Genomic DNA, 13,293 nt, shown 5'->3' with positions numbered 1-13,293 from the left:
CCTGACAGAGAACAGGATAGAGGCGTAGTAAGGAGTAAGGAGTAAGAAGGGCACGAAAAAGACAGCGTAAGGGAGTAGTAAAGCGTAGAATATGAGCACCAAAAATGATGCTCATGAATGTTCCCTTACCTGTCTCAGGCTTTTGGCTGACATCCTCATAAAAGCACGCTGAAACACCCTTGGCCGCTCGCCGATTACACGGTGATGTCATACTTTCCCTGTACCATTGCTTCATCGCGTTAGCCTCTGCCACGACAGGGGGCGCATTCTTTTATTTTAACTTTTGATATCAATACCATGACCCGTTCTTCCCGTTCGACCGCCTGGTTACGCGTCGTCAGTCTTTCTCTGGCGGCCTTCATTTTTAACACCGCTGAATTTGCCCCTGTAGCGCTGTTGTCAGATATCGCTGCCAGCTTTTCCATGAGCGCCGCGCAGGTTGGGCTGATCATCACGATTTACGCCTGGGTGGTTGGGCTGATGTCACTGCCCTGCATGTTGATGTCCAGCGATATGGAGCGACGCAGCCTGCTGATCAAAATCTTTATCCTGTTCGCCGTCAGCAATGTGTTGTCCGGTCTGGCCTGGAACTATTGGGTGCTGGTTATCGCCCGTATCGGCGTGGCGCTGGCTCACGCGGTGTTCTGGTCGATTACGGCATCGCTGGTGGTGCGTCTGGCTCCGGCGGACAAAAAAGCGCAGGCATTAAGCTTGCTGGCGACCGGCACGGCGCTGGCGCTGGTGCTAGGGTTACCGCTGGGACGTGTGGTCGGGCAGTATCTGGGCTGGCGTGTGACGTTTGTCCTTATTGGTCTGATCGCCGCGGGGATTATGCTGGGCCTGATGCGGCTGCTGCCTGTGCTGCCGAGCAGTAATTCCGGTTCGTTGAAGAGTTTGCCTCTCCTGCTTAAACGTCCGGCGCTGCTGTGCGTGTACGGCCTGACTGTGATGATCGTGACGGCGCATTTTACCGCCTACAGTTATATTGAGCCGTTTATCCAGAAAGTGGCGTTGTTGAGTGAAAACTTCACCACCATCTTGCTGCTGGTTTTTGGCGGTGCTGGCATCATTGGCAGCATGCTGTTCAGCCGCTATAGCAGCAAATATCCGGCGGGCTTCCTGATTGTCTCGTTCGCGTTTCTGGCGGTGTGTTTACTGCTCTTGCTGCCTTTGTCATTCAGCGGCTGGAGCCTGTCGACGCTGTGTATCGTCTGGGGCATCGCCATTATGGCGCTGAGCCTGGGCATGCAGGTCAAGGTGTTGACGCTGGCGTCGGATGCCACCGATGTGGCAATGGCGCTCTACTCGGGGATTTATAACATTGGGATCGGCGGTGGTGCGCTGCTGGGCAATCAGGTGATTGTCCATTTGGGCCTGCCCGACATCGGCTTCATTGGCGCGGCGATGGCGATACTGGCAACCGTGTGCTGTATTTTTACGTTTGTCCGCTATTCCCGTGTGTTAAAAACGTCATTAACGAACTGAATACAAGCGACGACCTGAACTAGTTATTGTATGTAAGGGCATCGTATGTAAGGGCATCGTCTTACGTGAGGGCATGATGAATCCACACTATGCGCGTCTGGTGACGCTGGCCGCTGTGAGCGCAACGGCCGTGGCGCTGGTGCTATTCATAATGAAAGTGTTTGCCTGGTGGCACACCGGCTCGGTGAGCCTGCTGGCGTCGCTGGTTGATTCGCTGGTGGATATCGCCGCGTCGCTGGTGAACCTGCTGGTGGTGCGCTATTCGCTGCAACCGGCGGATACTGAACATGCGTTCGGCCACGGTAAGGCGGAATCGCTGGCCGCGCTGGCGCAGAGCATGTTTATCTCCGGCTCGGCGCTGTTCCTGATCCTGACGGGGCTGCAACACTCGCTGGAGCCGCAGACGCTGCACGCGCCGGAAGTGGGCATGTGGGTGACGCTCATTGCGCTGGTGGCCACGCTGCTGCTGGTATCGTTCCAGCGCTGGGTCGTGAAGCGTACGCACAGTCAGGCGGTGCGTGCGGACATGCTGCATTATCAGTCCGACCTGTTGATGAACGGCGCGATTCTGGTAGCGCTGGCGCTCAGTTGGAAAGGCATTACGCGCGCCGACTCCCTGTTTGCATTGGGGATTGGCGGCTATATTTTATATAGCGCGTTACGCATGGGGTATGACGCCGTGCAGTCGCTGTTGGATCGCGCCCTGCCGGAGGACGAGCATCGCGCTATTGCTGAGGTGATTGTTAACTGGCCGGGCATCCGCGGCGCACATGCGTTGCGTACCCGACGTTCCGGCCCAACGCGCTTTATTCAACTGCATTTGGAAATGGATGACGCGCTGCCGCTGGTTCAGGCGCATCAAATCGCAGACGATCTGGAGCAGGCATTACGTGAACAGTTTCCGGGTGCCGATATTATTATCCATCAGGATCCGGTTTCTGCCGTGCCAGAAAATCAGCGTGGCAGATTGACGGCGTAGTCGGCTATGTTTCAGCATTTTATGTTAAAAACGTGATACGCCATGAAAATTTATGCACAATTTAGCCTGACCTGAATCAATTCAGCTTCGGGTGTTTGTTATAATATGCTAATAAAAGAATAAGGCGTTGCTGCCTGTTTCACGGCGGCGGTGAATTTACGATAGAAGAATCCTGCAAAATTACATCTACAAGTCCAGAGGTTGTCATGATTAGAAGAATCGGAGTGTTGACGAGCGGTGGCGATGCACCAGGTATGAATGCCGCAATTCGTGGTGTGGTTCGCGCTGCGCTAACGGAAGGGCTGGAAGTTTACGGCATTTATGATGGTTATCAGGGCTTGTACGAAGATCGCATGGAGCAGTTAGATCGCTACAGCGTATCGGATGTGATTAACCGTGGCGGTACGTTTCTGGGTTCCGCACGTTTCCCACAGTTTCGTGATGAAGCGGTGCGTCAGGTCTGCGTAGAAAACATGAAGAAACGCGGTCTGGATGCGCTGGTCGTTATCGGCGGTGACGGTTCCTATATGGGGGCCAAGCGTCTGACCGAAATGGGTTTCCCTTGTATCGGCTTGCCCGGCACGATCGATAACGACGTTGCGGGTACGGACTACACCATCGGTTACTTTACCGCGCTGGAAACCGTGCTGGAAGCGATTGACCGCCTGCGCGATACCTCCTCTTCACACCAGCGTATTTCTATTGTTGAAGTCATGGGACGCCACTGCGGCGACCTGACGCTGGCGGCGGCGATTGCCGGCGGCTGTGAGTTCATCGTTCTGCCGGAAGTGCCATTCAGCCCGGAAGATCTGGTCTGTGAAATCAAAGCGGGCATTGAGAAAGGCAAGAAACACGCGATTGTGGCTATCACCGAACTGGTGTGCGATGTCGATGAACTCGCGAAATATATTGAGAAAGAAACGGGACGTGAAACCCGTGCGACCGTACTTGGCCATATTCAGCGCGGCGGCTCACCGGTTGCCTACGACCGTATTCTGGCCTCGCGCATGGGCGCCTACTCTATTGAGCTGCTACAGCAGGGCTACGGCGGCCGCTGTGTCGGTATCCAGAATGAGAAAATGGTGCACCACGACATCGTTGATGCCATTGAGAACATGAAGCGTCCTTTCAAAGGCGACTGGCTGGATACAGCGAAAAAACTGTTCTAAGAAAGCAGCTCCCACTCGCTAAGCGACGGCTATACAAATCTTGCAGATTTTGCCGTTATCCGGCGTAAAAAATTATGCTGAGGAGATAGCTGGCTTAGGATGAGCCGCAGGGATGCGGCGAAAGCTTGCGCCACGTCGGGAACGTGTCGCAAGCGGTCCTCTAAGCCTGATACCGACGAAGGCACCGCGTCAGCGGCATAATTTCCGCCGAAAGCCTGGGGTCACGGGGCGAGCGGCGTTTGAGCCGTCCCGTGTCGGGCGCGTGCTACGAGGTAGCATGAAAATAACGTCATTATCGCGCACGAAACTATCTCCTGGATTACATAAAATCCATGATCAGAAGACTGCATTAAGTGGAGATGTTATCTCCGTTACTCCCCTCATCACGCCAGCTGCTACGCATATAACCGACGAGAATATAAACATCGGTTTTATTATTTTTTCTGCGTGACCAGACCTGCTAGCCTGCCCATTCCTTCCGTCTTGATGACACGCCGAGTGCCGCTATGAATATCGATCTTCGCCAACTGCGCCACTTTATTGCCCTGATTGAGCATCGCAATTTTACGTCGGCGGCACAGGCGATGAAGCTTTCCCAATCGGCCTTCAGCCGTAGCATCCAGTCACTGGAGCAGACCATTGGCACCCGTCTGATTGATCGCATGAACCAACTGGAGCCGACGCCGAAAGGGTTGGTGGTGCTGGAACACGCGCGTCGCCTGATTAATCAGACGCACGATCTGTTTAACGATATCCAGCAGTTCAATGAGAAAGAGGCAGGCGAAGTGAATTTTGGCTGCGGCCCCGCCCCCGCTGCCTGGCTTATGCCGCAGGTGATCGGGGCTTTCTCCCGACATTACCCAAAGGTGCGGATGGTCTTTCGCGTCGATAACTGGCAGGCGCTAGGCCATCGGCTGATGGCTGAAGAGCTGGATTTCATCGTGGCGGATATGCGCAACTTTGAATTCGATACCCGCTATCGGGTTCAGCCGCTGAGCCAGCACCGCTGGGGATTTTGCTGCCGTAGCGAGCATCCGTTGGCGGCGCAGGAAGAGATTACCGTCGAACAATTCTTTTCCTACCCGCTGGCGGCAACGATACGTCCTCCCAACCTGCACCGTGCGCTGGTACAGCTGAGCGGTAAACTGGATATTCGCACCAGCATTGAGTGTGAGAATGGCTACAGTTTGCTGGACGTGGTACGCCATTCGGATGCCATCGGGACGACGAATCATTTCAACGAGCCCGATCGGCACGGCATTCACATGTTGAAGATTGCCGGTCTGGACGACAATACCGACGAGTTTTATACCCATTACGGCATTATTTATCTGGCGGACGCCCGCCTATCGCTGCTGGCGCGCAAGCTGATTGAAACTTTTGTGCAGGTCGACAGCGACCTGCACGGTACACCTGTGGTACTTACAGCGGAGTGATGCTGAACTCGCTGATTTCCTGACGCGAAAAGACCGTCCGAAAGCCGAAATAGCCCGGAGCGGGCGTGCTCGGATAGCTGGCATGAAAATAGAGCACATCGTCGACCCAAAAACGGGTTTCCCGCCGATCCACTTCAATCACGATGCGATAGCGATGATTCGGCCGCAGCAGATGTGCGGCATCGGTGTACTCACCGAGCAGCAGGCGTTCGCCGTGACCGTCGTAATAACGAAAACGCGTAGTGCTGTTCCAGTTGCCGCCCATGCCGACATAGTACAGATTCAGGCTGTCATATTCGTTGAGCTTGCCGTACCGGGTAAAAAGGTTCGAATGATGCAGGTCACGCGCGGCCCAGAACTGGTTGAGGTCGGACACGCGGTCGTAGGGACGATCGGCAACCAGAATCTCGCGCGTGAAGGCGATGCGATAGGTGCCTGAGAGCGGCGCATCCAGCCAGATCGTTAGCCCGGCGGCGCTTTCCAGCGTCAGGCGCTCAGGCGTGGTCTGGATCGCCGTGCGGTCAGGGTCTTCCTGTTCCACCTGCCAGCGTAGCGGCTGACCCGTTGAATCCGTGGACCAGATAAACGTTGAACGGTGTGGCGAATCGATAATCTCATGCGTGTTGCCTGCCTGCGACGATAGGAGGAGCGTGTTTTCAGTACAGCTTGGGTCAGTCATGGTGATGTCCTGTAGCGTGCCGCCGGGTGGCGGCATTAAGAAGAGGGAATGTCATCCAGCAAGGCCAGCAGGGCGATGGCCGTTAATCCCCACTGGGCGACGGCGTTGGTCGCCAGATTGGCGGCTGCGGTGCTGCCGGAATGTTTATCGATGGTGGAATCAATCAGCGCCTCGTTGATTGGGTAAAGCACGGTGGGGGGCGTTAAGCGCCGCTGTTCGAGAGTCGGATGGGCGATACCGCCGCTGCCCGCGGTAAATTCTGCCCAGGCGCGCTGCGCCAGCGTGCGATCGTTTAGCCGTCGTGCAGCAAAGGCGGTCAGTCGGGCATGCCCCTGAGCCAGATTGAGCTTTTTCACCGTCTTACCCACGGCTGCGCTTAACGCGGCGGGGTCGTTATACAGCCGACAGTAGTCGAGCCATGCGCGGGTAAAGGCAGGGTCGGGCAGGGCTTCAACCAGCTCACTACAGATTTCTGTCAGACCAAAAACCGCACTCAAATGTGAAATTTCCACCTGATCCGGTGGAGCCAGATCAATACGGCCTGTATCGGGGTCGATAGCCGATCCGCCGGTGAAAAAGCCGTGCGGTTGGGCGGCAATGGTTCGCATACTGGTCAGCAGGCGTTCACGCATTGCCGGATCGCCGTGTCGCTCCCAGGCGGTCAGCCAGGCGGCGGCTACCGCGCCCCAGTCCGTCCCGAAACTCAGGCTGACGTGATGCGGATCGGCGGGCGATGTCTGCCCAATCTTGCGGCCGGGCAGCACGGTGCCGAGCGTACGCAGTGCCTCGATCTGTTCGTCCATCAGGTCACCGATGCGTTCATCAGCGGTGAGATAGTAGAGAAAGCGGCGGTTGGCGACGGTAGAAATGCGTAATTGCTTGGCGCTGTCGCCCCAGTGGCGGACATTGTGCCGCGACCCCAGCGGACTAAATTGCCCCAAATGGTGTACGTCAACTTCGCCCGTGTGGCGCGTCATGGCTTCTGCTATACGAAACGCCTCGGCGCGTCCGCTGTGCAGGAAGTAATACCAGAGCCACAGATCGGTGCTGAGTTCCGAGTTGTCCCACGCATAGCCGCCCACATCGTAGCGCCAGACGTGGCGGTCGCTGTCATAGGTATGCATCACGTCGCCGAAATCCCAGAAGCCATACCATTTCCGCTGTTCGACTTCCTGCTGGTAGATATCGAAATACGCATCCAGCTGTTTCTCCAGCCTGATGCGGCCGGGCGTGGTGGCAGAGGAAGAAGCCGGAGCCCAGAGTGGGCCAAACGCCTGCGCGCGGTGCAGATCCTGTGCGTCCGCGACCAGCAGCGGCGGTTGCTGCATGCGCCGCGCCCGATTCACCAGATTTTCCGCGTCAGGCGTCGCGGGCAGCACATCGATAAACAGTTCGCTGGTGCGTGCCACGCCGACCGCCGAACCGAAACCCGGTTCGTAATCTTCATAGGTGATCGCCAGCCCTTCGCGCTGTTTTTCATGGGTATCCTGACCCAGCCCGTCATGATAAAAGCGCATATCCATTGGTTCTGCCCACGGCGACCATAGCCAGAGCGTGACGGTCGCCACGTCGGTGTGGGCATTGTCGATTTCCAGACTGGCGGGATAGCTCTGCCAGAAATTTCGCAGGCCGAATGCCACGCCGCCGGTTGGCGTGCCCAGATAGCCGACGCCTGCCGCCCGGTCACCCGTGGCGGAAAGGAGCCAGCCCTGTCCGGCCGCAGTGCGTTTGTGTATCTGGAAGCCGTCGGGATGGTGCTGCGTCAGGCGGTAGCTGCCAAACGCGGGAATGTAATCCAGCCGTTTCCCGACCTCCGGTGAAAAATCTGCGATTGGTGGCGTGGCTTGCCCGGCCAACTGTGCCGCGATAACCGCCGCGCCGGGATCGCGACGTAGCCCACTCAGGCCGCGTACCGCTTCACGAAAGAGCCCCCCCTGATCCGAAACGAAGCGTACGTGGCGATCGTGCAGTTCCCCCTGTAGCGGAACGTCAAACGCTAACCCAAGTCCTTTCAGGCTGAGAAGGTCGTCGTCGTTGTCATAGATCAGGGTGTGTATGACGCGCAGCGAGTCGGTGTTCGCATAGCTATACAGCCGGATAATAAAGGGGATGTGCGCCACCCCTTGTTGTTGCGCGTGGTGCTTACCGCGTAGCGCAATCACCGTCCGCTGTGGCCCGCTTTGTTCCACCGTGACGGTGTCGAGCACGCCCTGACAGGCATCCTGCGTCAGCGTGCTATCCGTCTCCGCACCGCGCTGCATGCGCAACACCAGCCTGCCGTTGGTTAATGCCAGCCGATTATCCTGCCAAATTTCTTCGATCAGGCGAGAGCCGGAGCGTGGAATCACGCAGCGAATGCGGCCGGTATCCACCGTCCAGCCGTGGTCATGCTCGCTGACCATCCCGGAACCTGATGGTTTCTCTGCTTTGGCTGTCGGCCGCAGCGTTAGCCCGTCTTCCGGCGGAATGTCGCCGCCCAGCGCATGCGCCGACCATTTAATCGAGCCGTCCGGCCAGCGAGCCAGCGGCCAGCTTTGCAGGTCATAAGCTCGCTGTTGCGCATCATGCAACTGGAAACCACTGTCGTTGCGTACCGCTCCCTGCGGCCAGGGGACGCCCCAGGTCACGCCAATGAAGGCGAGAGGCCGCTGCCCATCTAGCCAGCGCAGGCCGACCTGCGGTGCCGATTCGCCAGCGTAGGCAGAGTCTGGGGCAAGCGGCTTGGCGTGCGCAGATTTCCAGAACGGTGCCGACAGCGCTAGCAGCGTGCTGTCGCGCAGGAAGCGTCGGCGTGAGTAAGTCATCTTGTCCATGACGTTAGCCTTTGAAATCGTAGCCGACTGATATGCCGACCATGCGCGGTTCGCCAATCACGCCTGTTGTGGCGCTGGAGCCTCTGACCGAGCGGTAGTAGTTTTTATCCAGCGCATTTTTCACCCACAGCGACACGTTCCAGCGGTTGTCGCCTTGCTTGCCGCTCAGCCCGCTAGACAGGTTCAGGACGCCGTACGAGGGAATACGGTTTGATTCGGAATCGTCGAGCGTGCCGTAGGCCCAGCTCCGCCATGACCATTGGCCGGAAACCGAGGCTTGCAGGTTATTTGGCGTATCCCATTGATAACGTACGCGCGTGTTGTAGCTCAGCGTGGGGGATTTAAAGACGCGCTTTCCAGACATATCGCACGAGACGGCGGAGATTTCTGCCGGGCAGCGGGCGTTAGGGAAATTCAGGTAGCGGGCATCCAGAACGGTACCGGCCAGACTGATGCTTAAGCCGTCAACGGGGCGCAGCGTTAACTGCGTTTCGCCGCCGCGTGAGCGGAATTTCCCGGCGTTAATCAGATAGCTGGTATCCGTTTCTTCGTCATAGGCGTTGTTCTGGAAATCTTCGACGACGCTCCAGAACAGCGCGGTATTCCATTCCACTTTGCGCTGTAGCCAGTGGGTTTTGACGCCTAGCTCTGCCGAACGGGTTTTCTCTGGATCGACGTACAGCGAATCAATCCCCAGCTGTCTTGCGGCACCGGAGGAGACGTTCAGGCCGCCGGATTTTTCCCCGTAGCCCAGCGTGACGTAAGGCGTAACATTCGGTGCCGCGAACCAGTTCAGGCTGACGGAGCCAGAGGGCAGGTGGTTGGTTTGCGAGAGTGGGCCAGAGTCAAAGGTGGCGCGATTTTTACGCTGGAACGTTCCCTCTTTTTTCTCATAGGTCTGACGCAGACCGACAATGACATCCAGTTTATCGGCGGCATGCCAGGTCCCGCGACCATAGACGGAATAGACGGTGTCATCCAGCGTGCCAAAGCGCTGCACGTTAATGCCCTGATAGCCATTTCCGACCCACGTCCGCACGCGGTTGTCGTTGTAGTAGCGGCTGTTTGCCTCGGTATCGAGGTTTTCTCCCCAGTAATCGACGCCCAGTGAATAATCGAAGACATTGCCTTTGGGCGAATCGAGCCAAAAACTTTGCGACCAGACGCGATCGCGTACGTCAGCGCCGCTGTCGCGATAGAGCGGGATATTCCAGTTATCCGCCGTGCTGGGCAGCACGCGGAAATAGCGCAGTGACGACAGGGAGTTGAGGCTATAGCCGCTCTTCAGCTTCCAGTTGGCCTCTACCGAGCCACCGCCTTGCGCAACGCGAATCACATTTTCGTCGTCCATCGCGACCTGACGACCGCCGACGACCTTGAGGCCAGTTTGTTGTGCGCGGGTACGAAAGTCGTCAGTTGCACTCACTAATACAGAGACCGGACGCTGAGTGGAGTCGCTGTAGTCGCCGGTAATTCTGAGGCTAAAGCTGTCATTGGGCTGATAAAGCAGCTGGCCGCGTACGCCGTTATTGGTACTGCCTCCCAGCTTATGGCCGTTTTCGATATTCGTGACGTTTCCGCCGCGCTCCGTGCGCGACAGGTTGATGCGTCCCGCCCAGTGGTCGCTGAGTGGCCCGGACGCCATCAGTTTGGATTGCAGATAGCCACGTTGCCCGAACGATTGCTCCAGTGAATATTCAGGCGTGAAGGTCGGCTTGCGGGTGCGAATATCAATCGCGCCGCCAGTGGTATTAAAGCCGTAGGCCGCGCCCTGCGGGCCTTTCAACACGCGGGTGCTGTCGATATCCAGTAAATCATTAGAGATGACGCCGGGGCGGGACAAGTAAACGCCATCGACAAACAGGCCCACGCTGCCCGGCATACCGATGTTGGTGCCGCTCTCGCCGCCGTCGCCAATCCCGCGAATGGTCACCGTGGTGTCCATCACATCGACGGTGTCGACATCCAGCCCTGTCACCAGCTGTGACAGTTCTTCAAAGCGGTAGATCCGCTCTTCTTCGAGCGTTTTGCCATCGATCACCGAGGCCAGCGTGGTCGGCGGCTGAACGGGCACACGCTGAGCGTTCACTTTCACGCGTTTCAACTGGACCGGGGCGGCGGTTGCCGTCTCGGTGCCGGGTATTATCTGTTGTGATGGGTTATCCGTTGTGACCTGTGGGTCGGCTGCCCGCGCTATCGCGGGAAGCGTTAAGATGCAGCTCATTAAAATGCCTGACGTTATGTTGCGCTGGTGTTTTTTTAAATACTGTTGATGTTTTTTAAAATACTGCTGGTGTCTTTTTAAATACATGGCTTCTTCCGAATGTCGTCAATAGGCTGCCGATTGCCGTGAAATTCACGGCAATACGTGGGCTATAATCTTTTGGGGGGTATAAATTACTGGGTGGCTTTCAGATAAGAATCATCCAGCCATTTATCGACATCAAAAGGCTGCCGAATAAGGCGTGATTCATAGGCCAGTTTTACCGCACGTTTTAATTTTTCCACGTAGGCGGTATCTAATTCGGGTGAAAGACGCTCAGATAATGGCGGTAATGTATCCCATTCGACGCGTAATATATTTTCCGGGTAGCCTGACTGGGTGGCTAAGAGTCGAATAAATTCATCTTTATTTTTAGCATCGCTGGCCCAGTTTGCCGCCTCGCGCTGGACTTTAACTAAGCGCCGTAGAATATCCTCGTTGCCTTTGGCAAATTTCTCATCCACCAGCAGGAAGCCGCTGAGTTGGCCCGCGCCGCCCAGGTCACGGCTCGACAGCGGAACATCCGCCAGCCCTTTATCCCGCAGCGAAAGCGTATTGCTGCCGCCCCAGGTGGCGTCAATCTGCCCGGCGGCTAACGCCGCACTGGCTGCCGCGAAATCGAGATTGATCAGCTTAACGTCAGAAGGTTTCAGACCCTGTGAATCGAGCGCGCTGACGAAGGACAGCTCGCCTGCTGTTCCGCGAAAGATCCCAATACGTTTGCCTTTCAGATCGGGGATTTTCTCAATACCGGAGCCTTTCGCCACCGCCAGATAGTGATTGATGCCGCGTGATGCCACGGCGATCACCCGGGTATCCAGACCGCGAGAATGGCCGATAATGCTGGCTAAATCACCCAGATAGGCCACGTCAACCTGATGGTTACCAAATGCTTCGTTAATGACGGGGCCAGCGCCTTTAATGAATGTCCAGCGGACGCTGATCCCGTCTTTGCCGAACTCGCGCTCCAGCAGCTTTTGGCTGTGGATGACGTCGAGCAGACCGCCGCCGCTGGGTTTTGTGCCTGCGCCAATGTCTGGTGCGGCAATACGAATTTCAGTGATCGCCGATGCGATGCCTGACCAGGCCATACCCATTGCCAATAAGCCGGTCACTAACCATTTTCGTCCTGATGTTGTCATGTTTCGTCCGCCAGTGATGAGGTGTTTGAATGTGAGTGTGTGAATATCAATGTTGTTATTGCGCCGATTTAGCACGGCGTCATATCGTTGCAGAACCACATTTAAAGGCTTGGCAATAAACTGACTAATACAAAAAAAGCATTATTATTTTTAGTAAATAGCTAAATCAGCATTCATCGCTTATTTCATCGTTATGCAGCGAACGAAAAAAAACTATTCCAACTATGCATTAGCCTATCGGGACTTATTGCCTTTAGTTTGTCGTTACACAATGGACGCGATTATCTTTCCGATGAAATAGATAATTAAATGAATATCGATATACAGATACATACGTTGACTTTATTAAGCTCTCGGGAAGAATCGATTATTCCACCGCTATTTCAGGTCATCTATCCATGACGCCTGCAATGTGAATTATGCCGGGTATTAATAAACACGGTCAGGAGCACTTACCATGACGGAATTACTCTATGCGGGAGCGGCGCCAGGATCCCGGTCTTATTCACCGGAGCCGACTCCGCACGCCAGCCGGGTGAGCGGCGTCGTGCAGCCGCGCTTGCCGACGTTGAATACGACGGTTTCGTCTCGACCGGAACGCTGGCTGGCGGTGATAGCGACGTTGCTATTGCACGCGGCGGTGCTGGCGTTATTCAACAGCGTATCGACACCGCCCGTTACGGTGCCTGCCCGGCCACAGCCTGTCAGCATCGAGCTGGTTGCTGCGGCTGCCGAACCAGTGCTGCAAGCCCAGCCTGCCGAACCTGAACCTATTGAGCCTGACGTCGTCACGCCACCGCCGGAACTTACTCCGCCTCCCGTGGACAAGCCGGTGGATGACAACGCGCTGTTGCCGCCAGTGCCCGAGAAAAAAGAGCCTGAGAAAAAGCCTGAGCCCACGCCGAAAAAGGTTGCGGTGAAAAAGAACCCGCCCGCACCGACGCCGAAACCTCAGGCGGAAGCCGTATCGGCAACCGCCCCGATAACACCTGCTCCGGTGGCGCAAAAGGCCGTCGCGCAGCCCGTTGATGCGCCGTTGACGCCGCCGCTCGCGAATGCTGACTACCTGCATAATCCCGCACCGTCTTATCCCGACGCGGCGATTAGCCGTGGTTATGAAGGCACCGTGCTGTTGAACGTACAGGTGCGTGCCGACGGCAAGGTGCAAACCATTCGGATCCATCAATCAAGCGGTTATCCCTCGCTGGATGATGCCGCGAGAGACACGGTGCGGCGCTGGTCTTTCGTTCCGGCGCGCCGTGGCAGTCAGCCGGTTAGTGGCTGGGTGGTGGTTCCCGTCGATTTTTCGCTAAATTCATGAGGTATT

Annotated in this window: 9 protein-coding genes; 5 read left to right on the top strand and 4 right to left on the bottom strand. The window is 56.5% G+C overall.

Annotation, left to right across the window (positions count from 1 at the left end; all coding sequences use genetic code 11):
• The first annotated feature begins 297 nt into the window (after positions 1-297).
• From QWJ20_RS17475 to QWJ20_RS17460, 4 genes are all read left to right on the top strand, one after another.
• A complete protein-coding gene (locus tag QWJ20_RS17475) occupies positions 298-1,485 on the top strand; it encodes a sugar transporter (RefSeq protein ID WP_224653756.1) in 1,188 nt (395 codons plus the stop codon).
• Between the two features lie 76 nt (positions 1,486-1,561).
• Positions 1,562-2,464: a CDF family cation-efflux transporter FieF gene (gene fieF, locus QWJ20_RS17470; RefSeq protein ID WP_010306858.1), complete on the top strand. Its 903-nt coding sequence runs from the start codon at positions 1,562-1,564 to the stop codon at positions 2,462-2,464.
• A 206-nt stretch (positions 2,465-2,670) separates the two neighbouring features.
• Positions 2,671-3,633, top strand: a complete 963-nt coding sequence (gene pfkA / locus QWJ20_RS17465) for a 6-phosphofructokinase (protein ID WP_010306854.1) — start codon at positions 2,671-2,673, stop codon at positions 3,631-3,633.
• A 506-nt stretch (positions 3,634-4,139) separates the two neighbouring features.
• On the top strand, positions 4,140-5,069 hold the full coding sequence (locus tag QWJ20_RS17460; protein WP_433993106.1) for a LysR family transcriptional regulator: 930 nt from the start codon (positions 4,140-4,142) through the stop codon (positions 5,067-5,069).
• Here the strand turns inward: QWJ20_RS17460 and QWJ20_RS17455 are convergent.
• The 4 genes from QWJ20_RS17455 to QWJ20_RS17440 all read right to left on the bottom strand — a co-directional run bounded on the left by QWJ20_RS17455 (position 5,056) and on the right by QWJ20_RS17440 (position 11,966).
• Positions 5,056-5,784 carry a DUF6250 domain-containing protein gene (locus QWJ20_RS17455; RefSeq protein ID WP_433993105.1) on the bottom strand — a complete coding sequence of 243 codons (729 nt, stop codon included), beginning with the start codon at positions 5,782-5,784 and terminating at the stop codon, positions 5,056-5,058. The genes QWJ20_RS17460 and QWJ20_RS17455 overlap by 14 nt on opposite strands.
• A complete protein-coding gene (locus tag QWJ20_RS17450; RefSeq protein ID WP_433993104.1) occupies positions 5,784-8,561 on the bottom strand; it encodes a Tat pathway signal sequence domain protein in 2,778 nt (925 codons plus the stop codon). The genes QWJ20_RS17455 and QWJ20_RS17450 overlap by 1 nt, the downstream gene beginning before the upstream one ends.
• A gap of 4 nt (positions 8,562-8,565) precedes the next feature.
• Positions 8,566-10,785, bottom strand: coding sequence for a TonB-dependent receptor (locus QWJ20_RS17445; RefSeq protein WP_433993103.1), 2,220 nt, complete (start codon positions 10,783-10,785; stop codon positions 8,566-8,568).
• Positions 10,786-10,958: 173 nt separating this feature from the next.
• The gene (locus tag QWJ20_RS17440) at positions 10,959-11,966 is read right to left on the bottom strand and encodes an ABC transporter substrate-binding protein (RefSeq protein WP_261867126.1); all 1,008 of its coding nucleotides are present in this window, start codon (positions 11,964-11,966) and stop codon (positions 10,959-10,961) included.
• Positions 11,967-12,423: 457 nt separating this feature from the next.
• Here QWJ20_RS17440 and QWJ20_RS17435 point away from each other — a divergent pair, with 457 nt between their 5' ends.
• Positions 12,424-13,287 carry an energy transducer TonB gene (locus QWJ20_RS17435; protein WP_335471452.1) on the top strand — a complete coding sequence of 288 codons (864 nt, stop codon included), beginning with the start codon at positions 12,424-12,426 and terminating at the stop codon, positions 13,285-13,287.
• Positions 13,288-13,293: the final 6 nt, after the last annotated feature.

Source organism: Pectobacterium sp. S5 (genome assembly GCF_051707265.1).
Lineage (GTDB): Bacteria > Pseudomonadota > Gammaproteobacteria > Enterobacterales > Enterobacteriaceae > Pectobacterium > Pectobacterium polare.
Note: the sequence above shows the minus strand (reverse complement) of the source record. Positions and strands in the feature narration are given on the sequence as shown.

Excerpts from the sequence above, each read along its gene's own strand:
- QWJ20_RS17455 (WP_433993105.1), bottom strand. The coding sequence starts at position 5,784 with ATGCCGCCACCCGGCGGCACGCTACAGGACATCACCATGACTGACCCA.
- QWJ20_RS17450 (WP_433993104.1), bottom strand. The coding sequence starts at position 8,561 with ATGGACAAGATGACTTACTCACGCCGACGCTTCCTGCGCGACAGCACG.
- fieF (WP_010306858.1), top strand. The coding sequence starts at position 1,562 with ATGAATCCACACTATGCGCGTCTGGTGACGCTGGCCGCTGTGAGCGCA.
- QWJ20_RS17445 (WP_433993103.1), bottom strand. The coding sequence starts at position 10,785 with ATGAGCTGCATCTTAACGCTTCCCGCGATAGCGCGGGCAGCCGACCCA.
- pfkA (WP_010306854.1), top strand. The coding sequence starts at position 2,671 with ATGATTAGAAGAATCGGAGTGTTGACGAGCGGTGGCGATGCACCAGGT.
- QWJ20_RS17475 (WP_224653756.1), top strand. The coding sequence starts at position 298 with ATGACCCGTTCTTCCCGTTCGACCGCCTGGTTACGCGTCGTCAGTCTT.
- QWJ20_RS17435 (WP_335471452.1), top strand. The coding sequence starts at position 12,424 with ATGACGGAATTACTCTATGCGGGAGCGGCGCCAGGATCCCGGTCTTAT.
- QWJ20_RS17440 (WP_261867126.1), bottom strand. The coding sequence starts at position 11,966 with ATGACAACATCAGGACGAAAATGGTTAGTGACCGGCTTATTGGCAATG.
- QWJ20_RS17460 (WP_433993106.1), top strand. The coding sequence starts at position 4,140 with ATGAATATCGATCTTCGCCAACTGCGCCACTTTATTGCCCTGATTGAG.